The sequence below is a fragment of the Streptomyces sp. NPDC058000 genome (assembly GCF_042886435.1).
In the GTDB taxonomy this organism is placed as follows: Bacteria; Actinomycetota; Actinomycetes; order Streptomycetales; family Streptomycetaceae; genus Streptomyces.
The window spans coordinates 104,431-119,219 of record NZ_JBHVQS010000017.1 but is presented as its reverse complement, the minus strand read 5'-3'; the positions used below and the strand labels follow the sequence as shown (position 1 = coordinate 119,219).

Here is a 14,789-nt window from a genome sequence, read left to right as displayed (position 1 = left end):
AGCACACAAGCAAAACCGCCCCTGCGGCAATCACCACACGACGGTGACGTTGAATCCGTGCGCTGAACCACCTGCTGAGAACGCCGGAGCCAGGCACTCCGTCCCATCGCCGCATACCGCCACACCTCGCACCGAACGGATCCCAACCCAAGCCCTGAGCAGGCACCGGTACCCATCAGAATTACCAGGTCCGCGGCCATGCCGCCCGCCGCCCGAGCGCGTGTTGAAGGGGCGAGGGTGCCGGCGCTCAGCCGGCGGGGGCGCGAAGGAGCCGTTCCCGGGTGCTCTCGGGCAGCACCTGGCGCAGCACCGGTGCGGTGGAGCTGAGCGTGTGGGCGAAGGCGGCGACGAGGTCGTGCGGCACGCTGGCGCCGATTGACGCGGCCCACAAGATCGGTGCGCCCAGGACTGGTTCGGCCCATGCCTGCCAACCGGACGGTCGCACGTCGTCGGCTTCCGCGGTCAGGCAGCGGGGGTCGGCGTCCTGGATGAGCGGTGGCACCTCACTGAAGCTGAGGTGGGAGGTGAAGGTGGGGTCGGCTGCTCCCGCGCCGGGCTGGTCGGCGTCGCGGAGCCAGCCGTGTGCGGTGACGGCGTAGAGGACCAGCTCGGGCCCGGCGGCCGGCGCGGTGGGCTGAGCTCGCGCGTCGAGCGCCACGAGGAAGTCGGCCAGGGCCTCGCCGGGAACGTCCGGGGTGAAGTAAGCCGACCACGTCGCGGGCGGGCTACTGGTGTCGGTCGGGCGGAGACCTGCCAGGCGATCGGCCGCTCCCCCAGCTGGAACGGCTCGTCCGCCAGGGCACACTGGGCCCAGCGAAGGCCATCGGGGCTGATGTGCAGCACGGTGCTGCGCAGGGATTGGCGGTCCTCCTCCTCGTCCGGTTCCTTGCGGCCTCGGACGATCGCCAGGCTCGTCCAGCCGAGGCCGGCGAGCGTGTCGGCGACGACTTCGTAGAATTGATCGGACCGACCTTCGAGCGGGCCGGGCCGAAGGCGCCGACGCGCTGCTGGTCCGCGACTCGTAGGACGACTTCGGCTACCGCAACATGGTCCGACCGGCGCCGGATATGCGATCCGCCGAGCCCCCGGCCGGCCGTCGCCGGACTTCTCGATAAAGCCCCGCCGTCGCATCGATAAAAGCCCTTTATCGATTCAGAATAATCTGGTATTGGACAGACTCGACCCTCCCTCGGCAAGCTGATTGCACGTCATAAACGACACCGCCGTGGAGGGCCAATTGCGCAATACAGCAGCGGATGCCATCGCCGAGGCGATGGTCCGACACGGGGTCCGAGAGGTGTTCGGTCAGAGTCTGCCCTCGGCCTTCCTGCTGGCCGCGGAGGAGCGCGGCATCCGGCAGGTGACCTACCGCACGGAGAACGCGGGCGGCGCGATGGCCGACGGATATGCGCGAGTGGCCCACCGGCCCGCTGTCGTCGCGGCACAAAATGGCCCCGCCGCGACGCTTTTGGTGCCACCGCTGGCCGAGGCCATGAAATCCTCCACGGCGATCGTCGCCATTGTGCAGGACGTGCCGGTGGAATTCCGTGACCGGAATGCTTTTCAGGAACTCGACCACTTCACGCTTTTCGCTTCCTGTGCCAAATGGGTACGGCGGCTGGACGACCCGGAACGTGCCGACGACTACGTTGACATGGCGTTCACCGCGGCGGCCGGCGGCCGGCCCGGTCCGGCCGTGCTGCTGGTGCCGAAGGACGTTCTCGGGCGGCCGTCGGCCGAGCCGCAGGCGCCGGTCCGTCGGACGGCCCGACTGGACCGGGTGCCGCTGGACCGGCCGCGCCCGGACTCGTCCGCGGTGCGCGAGGCGGCTGAGCTGCTGGCCCAGGCACAACGGCCGGTCGTGATCGCCGGCGGCGGAGTGCACGGTTCCGACGCGTGCGCACAGCTCGCGGCCCTGCAACAGACCGCAGCCCTCCCGGTGTTCACCACGCCGATGGGCAAGGGCGCGGTGGCCGAGGACCATCCACTCTCGGCCGGTGTCATGGGGCACTTCATGGGTCCGAGAGGCATGACACACGGCCTGTTGCCGTGGCTGGCCGAGGCCGACGCCGTGCTCCTGGTGGGCACGCGCACCAACGAGAACGGCACGGACGGCTGGCGCACGCTGCCGCGGGGCGCCTGCTACGCCCATCTGGACGTCTCCGGCGCCGAGATCGGCCGCAACTACGAGGCACTGCGCCTGGTGGGCGACGCCCGCGCCGGACTGTCCGACCTCCTGGACGAGCTGGCGCGGGTGGGCCTGTCGAAGCGGCACGCGGCGCGCGGTGAGACGGAGGAAGCGATTGCGCGGGCCCGCGGCACGTACCGGGAGTCGACCGCCGAGGTCACCGGCAGCGACGCCGCGCCGGTGCGGCCGGAACGCGTGATGGCCGAACTCGACGCCCTGCTCACGCCCGGGACAGTCGTGGTCTCCGACGCCAGTTACTCGTCGGTGTGGACCGCCAACTACCTGCACGCCCGGCGGGCCGGTCAGCGCTTCCTCAGCCCGCGCGGACTGGCCGGCCTCGGCTGGGGGCTGCCCATGGCGCTGGGCGCGCGGACAGCGCGGCCCGAGGACCCGGTGGTCTGTGTGACCGGGGACGGAGGCTTCGCCCACGTCTGGGCCGAACTGGAGACGGCCGTCCGTGAGCGTCTCCCCGTGGCCGTACTCCTGCTCGACAACCAGCTGTTGGGATACCAACAGCATGCCGAAGTGCACCAGTTCAGCCGGGCGACCAGCGCGGTCGGCATGGCGCCGGTGCAGTACGCGGCGCTCGCGGAGAGCTGCGGTGCGGTGGGACTGACCGTACGCACCGCCCAGGAACTCCAACCGGCCCTGCAGGAAGCGCTGTCGTCGGACCGCCCGGTGCTGGTCGACATCATGACCGACCCCCATGCCTTCCCGCCGCTGACCGGCTGGGAGGACGACCCGCGGCTGGCCCCGCTCACGCTGTGACAGGCGCCCACCGGACAACGCTCCGGACAGGCGCCGCCCGGAAGACACCCCGACCGCACCCGCTCGTTCCTCGCGCGGCCCGCCACCGACAGCCGGTGACCGGGTCCGCCGGACCCGGACGACCTGGTGCCGCCCACGAGCTCGGCCTGCCGCGCCGGACGCAGACCCCCGAGCAGGCAGGCGTCGCCGTCCCCGGCCCGGCGCCGGAGCCCTCCCGCAGCTGCCTGACGCCGATCGGCTGACCCGCCCGGTCACCGCGGGGCCCCGGCCGTGCGATCCCCGACGAGGGCCGGCGCGATGCACATCCGCGCCGTTCGCCGGCCGGTGGGCCCCGCCCCCCAACCCGCCATCTACGGAAGGCCATCCCATGGCACAACGCAGCACCTCCGACAACCCGCAGCACGCCACCGCCACCGCTCCGGCCGGCCCCGGGCCCGCGGGCGTGGCTGTGGCGGATCCGCCGCCGCGCACCGCCGGCGACGGGCACCGGCAGTCCACCCCCTGGGGCCGCTTCGCCCTCCTGTACGCGGTGTTCTTCCTGATGGGCGCCGAGATGTATCTGGTCTCGCCGTTCCTGCCCACCATCTCGCACGATCTGCACACCTCCACCGCGGCGGCGGCCGCGGTGGTCACCTCCTACGTCCTGACTTACGCAATCGCCGGCCCCATCCTGGGCGTGCCCGCCGACCGCGTGGAGCGCAGGATGTTCATCACCGCCGGCGTCGCCGTCTTCCTGATCGGCAACGTGCTGTGCGCCCTGGCACCGACGCTGGGCACCCTCGTCGCCGCGCGGGCCGTGACCGGACTGGGCGGTGCCGCGGCGGCGCCCGCGATCTGGGCCTACCTGGCCGAGCACAGTGCCCCCGCGCAGCGCGGCAAGGCCATCTCCTGGGGCGCCTCGCTCTACTCGCTGGGGCAGGTGCTCGGCGTCCCGCTGGGCACCGCGGTCGCCGGACTGTCCACCTGGCGCTGGCCGTTCGCCGGCATCGGTATCGCCCTGGCCTGCGCGGTGCCGGTCCTGGCCACCCGGCTGCGCGGCGCCCGGCCGAACGGCGGACGCAGCTTCACGGCCGTACTGCACCCGTGGGCCGACTCGCGGATCCGGCTGGGCCTGCTGGCCACCGCGCTGCTGCAGGCCGGCCGGCTCGGCGCCTACACCTTCGCGGGCGTGCTCTTCTCCCAACGCTTCGGCCTGTCGCTCGGCGACCTCGGGCTCGTCGGCCTACTGGTGGGGCTCGCCTCCGTCGTCGGCTCCACCCTGACCGGCCATCTGGTCGACCGGGCCCGGGCACGTGGCCGCCACGAGATCTGGCTGTCGGTGGGATGGGCACTGGTCTTCGCGGTGGCCGTGGTCGTCGCGGTGACCTCCACCGCCCTGTGGCTGAGCCTGGCCGCACTCTTCGTCTGGTTCCTCGCCGGCGGCGCCTTCTTCAGCACCCAGCAGTCGTACCTGAGCACGGTGGATCCCACCCAGCGGGCCTCGGTGATCTCGTGGAACAACTCCATGATGAACGCGGGCATCGCGGTGGGCACCAGCCTGCTGGGCTCGCTCACCCTCGGCGGATTCGGGTTCGCCGCACTCGCCGGTGTCTTCGGCCTGACCGCGGCCGCCTGCTCGCTGGGCGTCGTCCTGTACGCCCGCCGGCCGGACCCCACACCCGCCTGACCCCCTCCCGACGCCTCTCCCACACCAAGGAGTTCCTTTGTCCTCCGCCTTGCCCGCCGTCGTCTCGACCAAGGGATCATTTCTCTACGACGAGCGCGGCCGGGACCACCTCGACGCATCGTCGGGTGTCCTCAACGTCAATCTCGGCCACGGCCATCCGCGGGTCCACCACCGCCGCGGACAGCCGGAGCGCACGGTCGTACTGTCGGAGCAGCCGAGCCACCACGGCATGACCGTCGGAGCCCTGGCCCTGACCGGCCAACCGCCCAAACCGGACACGGCGTTCGGGGCACTGATAGCCAACGGCTGCGTCGGCGGACCAAGGTGACGTCCCATCAGGAAATGCTACGTGCCGATCGCGAACGGTGACGGGAGGCGCTGGACCGGGTCGGCCGCGACCGGGGCGCTGCCGTCATCTTCGAACCAGTCGGCGGGTCGTCGTCGAGAGCCGCCCCGATGGACGACGAGACCCTGTGCTGGCTGCGCGCCGAGGCGGACGCACACGGCTTCCTGCTCATCGCGGACGAGGTGATGAGCGGCTTCGGACGCACCGGGCGCTGGTGGGCATACGACCACGCCGGAATCTCGCCCGACCTGCTCACCTCGGGCAAGGGGCCCACCAGCGGATACACCAGCCCGGCGGTGACGTTCGTCGCCGAGTCGCGCAGGAGCGGCCGGAGAGCGTGCCCTTCGGTGCCTGACAGGGGCTGGCAGCGCGTGGGGGTGCGGCGAGGGCCGCCTCGCCGCACCCCCACGATCGGCCGGGGCACCCCTGACCCGATGCGCCACCCGTGGCGCTCAGCCCACCGCCCGGCCTCCCGGGCACACCTCCGTGGCGGCCTGCCGGCAGCACGCGACGAAGTCCCGCACCGTCGGCGAACCGTCCCCGTCCCGCCAGGCCACCGCCACCGACGCGGTGGGCTGGCTCCCCGCGAAGCCCCGCACCACGGCACCCGGCGGGCACAGCTTCACCGCCCGCTTCCGGCCGATCACCGAAACCCCCGCACCATTGGCGACGGCGGCGAGAATGTGCTCGGGGTCCGGCTCCTCCTCCACGATCCTCGGCGGGCGCCGCGGCCATACCTGTCGCACGATCTCGTCGTAGTACGCGGTCCCTTGGTGCCGCGGCCAGAGCACCACCGGCTCGTCGGCGAGGTCGCCGGCACGCAACGCGTCGCTTAGGGACAGCGGATGCCCCTCGGGCACGACGGCGACCAGTTCCTCCACGCCGAGCCCGAGGGCCCGTACCCCCTCCTCCTGCACCGGGCCGCGGACGAAGGCGACGTCCACGCTGTGGTCGCGGAGCAGGTCGAGGTTCCACGTCGTCCAGCCCGTCATCGCCTCCACGTCGACCCGCAGATGGAGCCGGCGGAACCGGCGGACGAGTTCACCGAGGTTCAGGTCGGCACCGGATCGGGTGTAGGCGACGCGCAGTGCGCCGAGAGCACCCTCCGCGGCCGCCTGCACCGAACTCCGGATGGCGTCGGAGAGGTTGAACAGGGCGGGTACCTCACGCGCCAGCACCTTCCCGGCGGGCGTCAGCCTGACGGCCCGGCCGCCCCGGTCGAAGAGCTGGGCGCCCAACTCGCGTTCCAGCACCTTGATTTGCTGAGAGAGACCAGGTTGTGCGATTCCGATCTCCGCCGCGGCCCGTCCAAAATGCAGATGCTTGGCCAGAACGGCAAAGTACTGTAACCGGCGCAGTTCCAAAACCTTCCCCCCGTCGGATCCCCGTCAGATGCGGCACGTGCCGCAGCATACAAGCCGAGCCCTCTTTGCCGCTCACCCACCGCTTCCCTGACGCGCTTCTAACGTGATGGCCATCACTGTTCACGCCGTGCGGTAGTGCATTCCGCATAACGCCCCCAGCCGCGCCCCCGAACCTTTTCCGATTCAACCTCAATCCGGTGCCTTTCCATCCCATTCCTCTCCCGCCGCCGACCGCTCGCCATACCCTCACCGCAATTCCTCACCGCCCGTCAGCGCGTAATTCAGAACCGCGAATCCAGCCGACCGCACCACCCCGAGAAAAGGGAATCGGCCCATCGCCGATGCCGATCTCTTCGACCCCGAGCTCTATCGTTCGGTACGCCTGCCACGCGGACACCGGTTCGCGCCGGCCACCTTGACCACGCCTGCGTTGCTGCTCCGGCAGCCGGACCTCCGTACCTCCGGCGGATGGCGCGCCCTGCGCATCACCCTCACCTCTCGCCGGATGTGGCTCCTGTTCTGGTGCACCGTCGGCACCAACGGCACCTTCTACGCCTTCTCCGCGCTCTGGGGCGGCCCGTTGCTCACCGACGGCTTTGGACTGTCCGATGTCGCTGCCAGCTGGTACGCCACCGCGTCCCTGGCGCTATACGGCGTCGGCTCACTCCTGACCGGCCTGCTCTCGGACCGGGCCGGGCGCCGCAAACCGTTCGTGGTGACCGCCTCCGTCGCCGTGGTCCTCGGCCGGGCCGGTCTGGCGTGGACACCCTGGAGCCCCGGCTGGTCGGCGTTCGCCCTGTACGGACTGGTGGGCCTGGCCGCCGCCCAGGTCACCGTGTCCTTCGCCGCGCTCAAGGAAAGCGTCGGCAGCCGCGGCGCGGCAACCACCCTGTCCGTGGTGAACTCCGGCGTCTCGCCCCGCCCTCATCCAACCCCTCTTCAGCCGCCTGCTGGACGCCTTCGCCGGCGACGCGTCACACCGCACCCTCGGCAACTACCACCTCGCCCTGCTGCTGCCCCTAGCCGTCAGCCTCCTCGGCCTCCCGGCCGCCTTCCGCATGCGGGAGACCCACGCCTTACCCCTGCCCCAGGAGACCACGCCAACGCCGGACGACTCCCAGTCACGCCAGGCGCCCTCGGAAGCTTCCTGACGGCCCTTCAGCCATTCGCCGACTACCCGGCACGCCCACCGAAGGGATCCCGCTCCCCGCACACGCCAACAGCCCAGCTCGCAAGGTAAATTGACACACATCAAGCACTCTGTCGTGCAGCGCATGGACCGCGATCACAAGCCGATACGCCTGCCCCCCGCATGGACACCGCCTCCGTCCTCCGGACCGACTTCACCGACCCCGCAGCCTGGGACCATCCGCTCAAGGCCCTGGAGATGCCTGCGCACCTCCGCGCCATCGCCCAACTGCTCCGGGAAGGCAACATGAAGACCGCGGACGTCCCTGCCCTGAACGTGGAAGACGTCCTCCCCGCCACCCGCCGCGGGATACCCGTCATTGAGCAGGCGAACCAGCCACCGGGAGAAGCCGTTGGCGACCGTGAGCAGGGCCCGCTCTTCGCGGCCCCATCAGGCAAGCAAGTCGACCGCTGAGCCATCGCGAGGCAGATGCGGCGCAGCACACAGGTACGGACCCCACGCCATCCGTCTCGGCGTCCTCGGCAGTCGCCACGCAGGTCCGCGCCGAAGCTCTCACTGACCACGCGAAAGTCGCCCCTGTACCCGGATCAATCCGGGTACAGGGGCGACTTTTGCATACCTGACGGAGATTCAGAGAGTGCGTCATTCGTGCGTCAAGTTATCGTCTGTAACGCCCATAACGCACACCACACGAAACCGCAGGCCAGCGAGATGGCGGCGTCGGCACGCGGGTTCGGTCGCTGCGTGAGCGGATGCCACGGGACCTGCGCGACTCACCGGGCCCGGAGTTCCATGCGTCCTCGTTCACCTCCCCGTACCTGAACGGACCTTCCGGGAGGGCCTACATGGCCGCGATCGCGCCGTTTCGACACCTGGTCGTGTACCCATCGCTGATCCCGGCGATCGGGCGCCGCTGGCAAGCGCTCACTAACAGTTCAACGCCACACATGAGGAGTATCGATGGTGCCGCCCAGATGCTCCACCTGTATGCGGACGCGGCCTATCGAGCGCTGCCGATGTTGCGGTCGCCGTCGGCGCCCTGGAGCATCAGGGTGGTCTCCTCGATGCGCCGGAAACGCCCGTCGGCGGCGAACTCGCCGAAGAGGTAGACCTCCACGCGGACGGAGGAGCCGTCGGTCTTGTCGACATCGATGATGTGCCGGTCGGCGTACAGGTCGCCCTGCACGAGTTCGTCCAGCACCCGGATCGAGCCACCCGCGACGATGCCGCGCAGGTGGGCGATGTGGGCCGTGAACTCGCTCCGGTCGTCCCAACGGCCGTCGGTGCGCTGGCGGTAGTCCGGAGCGAAGTGCCGGTCCACGGCCTCGGACAGCTCCAGCCCCGGCGTGAAGAGCAGGTCGGTCATGGCGGAGACGACGTCGGTACGGAAGGCGGTGGTGGTCATGGCTGTCCTCACAGAAGGGTCGGGAACACGGGTTCCCGGATCGGGGATTTGCGTGCGTCGAGCACGCATCTGGAGAGTACTACAGACTGCGTGCGCCGCGCACGCTAATCTGGAGGGCATGCCGAACGATGTAGGACACGAGATCGCCGACGCGCTGGCAGCGCTGCTCAAGCGCGATACCCGGACACAGCTGTACCAACGCCTGACCGAGGGCCTGGGCGACGCCGTGGACGAGACCACCTACCCCGTCCTCAGCGGGCTGGCCCGCATCGGCCCGCGCAGCGCCGCCGACCTCGCCAGCGAGATCGACCTGGACCGCTCCGGCGTCACCCGCCGCGCCACCCGCCTGGAGAACGCCGGCCTCCTGCGCCGCGATCCCGACCCCCGCGACCGGCGCGCCACCCTGCTCGCGCTCACCGAGACCGGGCAGCAGACCGTGGACGTCACCCGACGCCGCCTCGCCGCGCACATCGAGGCATCCCTGGCCTCCTGGCCGCCCGCCGAGGCCCGCACCTTCGCCCACCACCTCCAGCGCTTCGTCACCGACGGCCCCTTCACCTGATCCGGAACCGAATTACGTGATCGTTCACAATCGCCGCCCACCTGGACGACCCCGACCCAGTCACCCGCGAAGCCGCCACCGACGTCCACACTCGCCGACCACCGCCCTGGAGGGCGCCGCACCCGGCCGGTGATCACCCGGCTCACCGAAATTTGACCGACGCTGGCGATCTCCGAGGTCAAACGTCGTTGGCTGCGGCTCTTGCAGGGGGTGGTGATTCGAGGATGCGCGGCGATCACGAGCCACGCTGCACTCACTGCGGTCGTGTTTCTTCACGCTCGGCTCGTGGGCCGGCCTGCCTGGACACTCCACCGTCGCACACCCGAGTGCACCGACCGGCTACGTGCTCCAGCTAGCTTGCAAGCGGCGCCGTACCCCACTCTGTGCGGAACTGCTGGAGCTGACCGAGCCCCGCCGGACGCCTGTCCAGCGGGAACTCTTCTTCACGACTGCTAGCCGACTGGCCCCTCGATCCGGGGAAGGCCGGCGACGATCAGGTCGAGGGCGAATTCGAAGCGCTGGTCGAAGTTGTCAGGGCCGACGTACGGCAGGACCGCGGCCAGGGCCGGGTAGGTGTCGGCCGGGACCTGGTCCGGGAGGAGGGCCGGTGCGGTCTCCTGGGCGGCCTGCTGTTCCTGGGCGAGGCCCAGGGTCAGGTAGAAGATCGACCAGTGGGTCCACGCGGCCGTGCGCGGCGAGTGGCCGGCCGCCAGCAGGGTGGCGATCACGGTGTCGGCGTAGCGCAGCGTGCGGGGCTCGGCGGCGAAGACGCCCGCGACCATTCTGGCGGCGTCGCGGTGGGAGAGCAGCGCCGCGCGGCAGCGGCGGCTCAGTTCCTTGAGCCGGTCGGGGAACGCCTCGGGCAGCGGCTCGTCGAGACAGTGCTCAAGGAGTTCATCGGAGGCCAGTTCGAGCAGGCGGCCCTTGCTGGAGGCGTGCCAGCGGACGGTGTTGTGCTGCACCCCGAGCCGGGCCGCGACGGCGCGCATGGTCACCCCGTCCAGCCCGTGCTCGTCGAGGACCGCCAGCGTGGCGGTGACGATCTCGTCCTGTGTCGTGCCCATCCGATGCGCCTTCCTGGTCGGCTTCCGCACCCCTGTTGTCCAATGGACAATTCTAGGGCATGCTCACCCTTGTCCAATGGACAAGAGCGAGAGGAAGTGGTTGTCATGCTCGACGTGCTCATCGCCGGGGCCGGCCCGGTGGGGCTCTGGCTGGCCGCGGAGTTGCGCCTGCACGGGGTGGAGGTGACCGTCGTGGAACGCCGGGCGGCACCGGACGGACGGTCGCGCGCGGTCGGCATGCAGGCCGGCACGCTGGACACCTTCGCCACCCGCGGACTCGCGGAGCGGTTCATCGAACGCGGCACCCCGGTGCCGACCGGCCACTTCGGCGCGGCGACCACCCGGCTGGACTTCTCCACGGTCGGGGCGGTGCACCCGTTCATGCTGGCGCTCGGTCAGTCCGTCACCGAACAGCTCCTGGAGGAGCACGCGGTTGCCGTGGGCGCCCGGGTGCTGCGCGGGGAGGAGGTCGTCTCGCTCACCCAGGGGCCGGACGCCGTCGAGGCGGTGGTCCGGGCCGGCGGCACCCACCGGACCGTACGGGCCCGCTGGGTGGTGGGCTGCGACGGCACCCGCAGCGCGGTGCGCCAGGCGGCCGGTATCGACTTCCCCGGTCAGGACACCACCCTGACCGGGTGGCTCGCCGACGTCGAACTCGACGACCCGCCCACCGCGCCGCTCGCCGCCACCGGGCCGGCCGGTTCGTTCCTGGCAGCCCCGATCGGCGACGGCGTCCACCGACTGGCGGGCCTGTCCACGGCCACCATGCACCACGGCACCGGTGAACCGCTGACTCTGGAGGAGGTGCGCGAGCAGACCCGCACGCTACTGGGACGGGACCTGGGCATCCGCAACCCCCGGTGGCTGTCGCGCTACGGCAACGCCACCCGCCAGGCCGCGCGGTGCCGAGCCGGTCGGGTGCTGGTGGCCGGGGACGCGGCGCACATGTTCTTCCCGGCCGGTGGGCAGGGCATGAACCTCGGTATCCAGGACGCCACCAACCTGGGCTGGAAGCTGGCCGCAACCCTTCAGGGCCGGGCGCCCGACGGGCTGCTCGACAGCTACGACACGGAGCGCCGGCCGGCCGCCCGCGCCGTCATCGACAACACCCGCGCGCAGCTCGCCCTGTTCGCCGCGGCGAGCCCGGAGCAGATCGCGCTGCGCGAGGTCTGGTCCGCCGCGCTGGCCGAACCGCAGACCAACCGCCAGTGGGCCCGCCGGATCGCCGGCTTCGACGACCCGCTCCCCGCCGACACCGCACCCGGCGCGCACCCGCTGAACGGCACGCGACTGGCCGGCCTCGCCCTGGACACGGCCGACGCACCCACCGCCCACCCGTTGATGCATCACGGCCGGCCGCTGCTGCTGGACCTCGGCGGGACGCGGACGCCGTGTTCCGCAGGCGGTCTGGAACAGCGGACGGTCACCGTCAACACCGTAGCGGCGGATCCGATCTGGCGGGACGTCACCACCGTTCTGATCCGGCCGGACGCCCGGATCGCCTGGGCCAGCACCGATACCGACCCGCAGTGCCGGGCCGCGGACTGCCTCACCGCCCTGCGCACCCTGTGCCGCTGAGCGCGCTCGGTGAGCCCACCCGCCGGACAACGCCGGCCCATCAGTGCGGTGGGCGGGTGCGGAGGATACGAGATTCGAACTCGTGACGGGTCGCCCCCAACACACTTTCCAGGTCTGTTGGCGGGGTGGTGGGCGGCGTGCAGGGGCGGGCCCGTTGCCGACAAAGGGGACCCCGGCTGGTGCCGAGGGCGTAAGACCTCCTGGAGCGCTGCTCCAGGAGGCGGCCCGAGCCAGGAATCCCCTACCTGAAGAAAGGGCGTCCGCAGTCAACGGAGACGTCTCATCGGGAGATGGTGATGCTGGCCTCGGCGATCGATGGGCTGGCTGTGAGCGCGTCGATGATCTGCTGCTGAGAGGTTCGCGTGCGGTTGTCCATGGCGGCTCGGGCCGCGACCGGATCGCGGTCGCGGATCGTTTCCCAGACCGCGCGTCGTTGATGCGCGGCTGATGCCGAGAACGGAAGCGAGCCCAAGGTGATCCGCAGAACTCGTTCCAGCTCGTCGAAGACCTGGATGACCGACCGAGCCAGCCTGTCGTTGCCGCAGTTGTCGGCGATGATCGCATCGAACTCCAAAGTGGCGCGGAGGAACGCCTCGATGCTCTCCGTATCGCTTGGCTCGTAGGACTGGCCGAGAAGTTCTTCCATACGGGCGAGATCATCCTGCGGGCAGCCGCGCTCTGCCGCGAGGGCAGCGGTCTCCGTCTCCAGAAGCCGGCGGAAAGCGCACAGATCGCGTGCCCCCTTCAAGGTCACAGGCAGGATCCGGTATCCCGAGCGAGGGAGCGCATCGACCAGCCCATCGCGCTGCAGCCGGGTCAGAGCCTCTCTCACCGGCATGGCGCCGGCGTCGGTCAACCGCGTCAGATCCGTCTTGGTGACACGGGCGCCGGGCGCCAGGTCAAGCTCGATGATCCGCCGCTTGATCGCGAGATATGCGCGCTCGGTGGCGCTCAGGCTGGGGTGGTCCGTGCTGAGGATGGCGGGCAGATACTTCACGTACCCATCCTAGGGATTTGATATCTCAGCTAGAAGTCCTTGGATCTTAGTGTGTGCGTGAAGGCGCTGGATCCGGCAGGTGGTTCGTCCGGGGAGATCATGTGCCGCCGGTGGCGGCCGACGCCGTAAAGGTGGCCCGCGAGACGCCGGTCGCGATCGTCTTCGCGGCCGGCTGTCGGCTGCGCCTCGTGGCAGTTGCCGCCGCTGTCCGGTCTTGCCTGGCCCCTCTGTCGGCATTTTCCTCGCCGGACCTCGCGGGGGCGCAATCGAACCCGTCTGCCTGAGGGTGGCGAAACAGGGGGCCAGGGCGAACGATCAGTCCGCCGCTGCCGTCAGCTGCTTCACAAAAGTGTCTGCGACCTGCGCAACCCACTCCGGATTCTCAAGCGGCGGGTAATGCCCGATGTCAGGCACCCTCAGCAACTGCGCCGCCGAGCCCATCTCGGCGACCGTGTCATCGACCAGCTCATCCTGCACGAAGAAATCGTCGGTGCCCTGCACGAGCAGGACCGGGCACCGCACATTGCCGAGTCGGCCGCGCAGATCATGGGAAGCCCACGCCTGACCGTCGAACTGACCGGCCTGCTGGGAGGTGCTGCGCTGGAGCCATCTCAGCTCGGTTTCCTGCTCGGCCGTCAGCTTCTTGCTCGCCGAGGTCACCGCCACATACTCAAGGTGATCCGTCCAGCCGGCATCGGGCGCGCTTGTCCGACCTGCCAGCAACGCGGCAGCCTCGGCCGACAGCGGTGTCCACGACGCTGCTTGCATCGCCACGACACCTCGATAGCTCTCTCCGTGGTGAGCGGCAAGATCCAGTGCCGCCAGGCCCCCGACAGAGGCGCCGAGCACAAAGGGCGAGATTCCAGGCAGCACCGTGCGCACGAGCGCGTGCACGAACTCGGCGTGGTCGTGAATGGAAGTCCCCGGCTGCCACTGTGCCGGGTAGGAACGGCAGTGCCCTGGAAGATCGGGCGCGATCGCGCGATATCCGCGTTCAGCGAGCAACGGCAGAAGGTGCCGGTAGATCCGAGAGTCCGTGGCCCCCGGGTGAATGCACACGATCGGGACGCCTTCGCCGGCCTCGTCGAAGTAGGTGCGCGCACCATTGACCGCGACATAGCGGCCCGTGATCGGTTCGAAGATCGTCATCGCTCAACTCCTTGCTGGCCACGTACAGGGATTTTGTCGGCCATATGACAGCGGCTCACTGTCAGCATTAAGGCATCTAAGATCTCTATAAAGCAAGTTGAGATCTCAGCTTGCGGCCTGGTCGCGGGCTCTCGGGGCGGCTATGGCCGGGGCCGGGTGAACAACCCCTGCTCGGTCTCGGCCAGGATCCCGCGCTCGGCCAGCCGCTTGAGCTTCAGGCGGACGTTGTTGACCTTGTTGGGAGCGATCTCCACGTCCATCGCCTCGCACACCGCCCGCGCCCGCAACGGTGCTTCGGCTGCGGCGAACACCACCGTGATCGGCTGATAGGCCGGATGGTCCGGCAGCTTCGCGGACGGCGGCGCGGGCGGCCGCGGATCGGGCAGCTCCGGCAGCGTCTTGCGGGTAATCCGGATCTCCTCGGCGGCCTTGTCGAACCCGTCCAGCAGAACGGTCAGCTCCGCGATCTTCTCCCGGGCCGTCTCGGCCTGCACGGCGATCTCCTGCTCCTGCAGCTGCACGTGCACCGCCCCCAAGGTCAGTTCCCGCCGG

At 70.2% G+C, this 14,789-nt stretch carries 14 protein-coding genes and 2 pseudogenes; 9 read left to right on the top strand and 7 right to left on the bottom strand.

Annotated features, from left to right (window positions below; genetic code table 11):
- Window positions 1-247: 247 nt before the first annotated feature.
- Window positions 248-1,074, bottom strand: a pseudogene (locus ACFVT2_RS19135) (DUF317 domain-containing protein).
- 163 nt (window positions 1,075-1,237) lie between these two features.
- Between ACFVT2_RS19135 and ACFVT2_RS19130 the strand changes: the two are divergent.
- The 5 genes and pseudogenes from ACFVT2_RS19130 to ACFVT2_RS19110 form a co-directional block, all read left to right on the top strand.
- Window positions 1,238-2,956, top strand: coding sequence for an acetolactate synthase catalytic subunit (locus ACFVT2_RS19130; RefSeq protein WP_390019071.1), 1,719 nt, complete (start codon window positions 1,238-1,240; stop codon window positions 2,954-2,956).
- Between the two features lie 95 nt (window positions 2,957-3,051).
- Window positions 3,052-3,198, top strand: coding sequence for a hypothetical protein (locus ACFVT2_RS19125; protein WP_390019069.1), 147 nt, complete (start codon window positions 3,052-3,054; stop codon window positions 3,196-3,198).
- A gap of 125 nt (window positions 3,199-3,323) precedes the next feature.
- Window positions 3,324-4,622: an MFS transporter gene (locus ACFVT2_RS19120; RefSeq protein WP_390019066.1), complete on the top strand. Its 1,299-nt coding sequence runs from the start codon at window positions 3,324-3,326 to the stop codon at window positions 4,620-4,622.
- A gap of 37 nt (window positions 4,623-4,659) precedes the next feature.
- The gene (locus ACFVT2_RS19115; protein ID WP_390019063.1) at window positions 4,660-4,950 is read left to right on the top strand and encodes a hypothetical protein; all 291 of its coding nucleotides are present in this window, start codon (window positions 4,660-4,662) and stop codon (window positions 4,948-4,950) included.
- Between the two features lie 50 nt (window positions 4,951-5,000).
- Window positions 5,001-5,261, top strand: a pseudogene (locus ACFVT2_RS19110) (aminotransferase class III-fold pyridoxal phosphate-dependent enzyme); the annotation flags it as partial.
- A gap of 159 nt (window positions 5,262-5,420) precedes the next feature.
- Here ACFVT2_RS19110 and ACFVT2_RS19105 read toward each other — a convergent pair.
- Window positions 5,421-6,332 carry a LysR family transcriptional regulator gene (locus ACFVT2_RS19105; protein ID WP_390019061.1) on the bottom strand — a complete coding sequence of 304 codons (912 nt, stop codon included), beginning with the start codon at window positions 6,330-6,332 and terminating at the stop codon, window positions 5,421-5,423.
- A 415-nt stretch (window positions 6,333-6,747) separates the two neighbouring features.
- Here ACFVT2_RS19105 and ACFVT2_RS19100 point away from each other — a divergent pair, with 415 nt between their 5' ends.
- The gene (locus ACFVT2_RS19100; protein ID WP_390019059.1) at window positions 6,748-7,572 is read left to right on the top strand and encodes a hypothetical protein; all 825 of its coding nucleotides are present in this window, start codon (window positions 6,748-6,750) and stop codon (window positions 7,570-7,572) included.
- A 72-nt stretch (window positions 7,573-7,644) separates the two neighbouring features.
- Window positions 7,645-7,935, top strand: coding sequence for a hypothetical protein (locus ACFVT2_RS19095; RefSeq protein ID WP_390019057.1), 291 nt, complete (start codon window positions 7,645-7,647; stop codon window positions 7,933-7,935).
- A 547-nt stretch (window positions 7,936-8,482) separates the two neighbouring features.
- Here the strand turns inward: ACFVT2_RS19095 and ACFVT2_RS19090 are convergent.
- Window positions 8,483-8,887, bottom strand: coding sequence for a nuclear transport factor 2 family protein (locus ACFVT2_RS19090; protein WP_390019054.1), 405 nt, complete (start codon window positions 8,885-8,887; stop codon window positions 8,483-8,485).
- 118 nt (window positions 8,888-9,005) lie between these two features.
- On the opposite strand from ACFVT2_RS19090, the gene ACFVT2_RS19085 reads away from it, so the two are divergent.
- Complete coding sequence (locus tag ACFVT2_RS19085) at window positions 9,006-9,449, top strand: MarR family winged helix-turn-helix transcriptional regulator (RefSeq protein ID WP_390019052.1); 444 nt, start codon at window positions 9,006-9,008, stop codon at window positions 9,447-9,449.
- Window positions 9,450-9,901: 452 nt separating this feature from the next.
- On the opposite strand, the gene ACFVT2_RS19080 is transcribed toward ACFVT2_RS19085, so the two are convergent.
- Window positions 9,902-10,513: a TetR/AcrR family transcriptional regulator C-terminal domain-containing protein gene (locus ACFVT2_RS19080; RefSeq protein ID WP_390019049.1), complete on the bottom strand. Its 612-nt coding sequence runs from the start codon at window positions 10,511-10,513 to the stop codon at window positions 9,902-9,904.
- A gap of 105 nt (window positions 10,514-10,618) precedes the next feature.
- On the opposite strand from ACFVT2_RS19080, the gene ACFVT2_RS19075 reads away from it, so the two are divergent.
- Window positions 10,619-12,091, top strand: coding sequence for an FAD-dependent monooxygenase (locus ACFVT2_RS19075; RefSeq protein ID WP_390019047.1), 1,473 nt, complete (start codon window positions 10,619-10,621; stop codon window positions 12,089-12,091).
- Between the two features lie 280 nt (window positions 12,092-12,371).
- On the opposite strand, the gene ACFVT2_RS19070 is transcribed toward ACFVT2_RS19075, so the two are convergent.
- From ACFVT2_RS19070 to ACFVT2_RS19060, 3 genes are all read right to left on the bottom strand, one after another.
- Complete coding sequence (locus tag ACFVT2_RS19070; RefSeq protein WP_390019044.1) at window positions 12,372-13,088, bottom strand: GntR family transcriptional regulator; 717 nt, start codon at window positions 13,086-13,088, stop codon at window positions 12,372-12,374.
- A 315-nt stretch (window positions 13,089-13,403) separates the two neighbouring features.
- Entirely contained in the window at window positions 13,404-14,237 is an 834-nt protein-coding gene (locus ACFVT2_RS19065; RefSeq protein ID WP_390019041.1) for an alpha/beta fold hydrolase, read from the bottom strand.
- 140 nt (window positions 14,238-14,377) lie between these two features.
- On the bottom strand, window positions 14,378-14,764 hold the full coding sequence (locus tag ACFVT2_RS19060) for a hypothetical protein (protein ID WP_390019039.1): 387 nt from the start codon (window positions 14,762-14,764) through the stop codon (window positions 14,378-14,380).
- Window positions 14,765-14,789: the final 25 nt, after the last annotated feature.

Bases quoted from the DNA above. Each gene is read 5' to 3' on its own strand.
- ACFVT2_RS19120 (WP_390019066.1), top strand. From the start codon at position 3,324: ATGGCACAACGCAGCACCTCCGACAACCCGCAGCACGCCACCGCCACC.
- ACFVT2_RS19095 (WP_390019057.1), top strand. From the start codon at position 7,645: ATGGACACCGCCTCCGTCCTCCGGACCGACTTCACCGACCCCGCAGCC.
- ACFVT2_RS19090 (WP_390019054.1), bottom strand. From the start codon at position 8,887: ATGACCACCACCGCCTTCCGTACCGACGTCGTCTCCGCCATGACCGAC.
- ACFVT2_RS19085 (WP_390019052.1), top strand. From the start codon at position 9,006: ATGCCGAACGATGTAGGACACGAGATCGCCGACGCGCTGGCAGCGCTG.
- ACFVT2_RS19080 (WP_390019049.1), bottom strand. From the start codon at position 10,513: ATGGGCACGACACAGGACGAGATCGTCACCGCCACGCTGGCGGTCCTC.
- ACFVT2_RS19075 (WP_390019047.1), top strand. From the start codon at position 10,619: ATGCTCGACGTGCTCATCGCCGGGGCCGGCCCGGTGGGGCTCTGGCTG.
- ACFVT2_RS19065 (WP_390019041.1), bottom strand. From the start codon at position 14,237: ATGACGATCTTCGAACCGATCACGGGCCGCTATGTCGCGGTCAATGGT.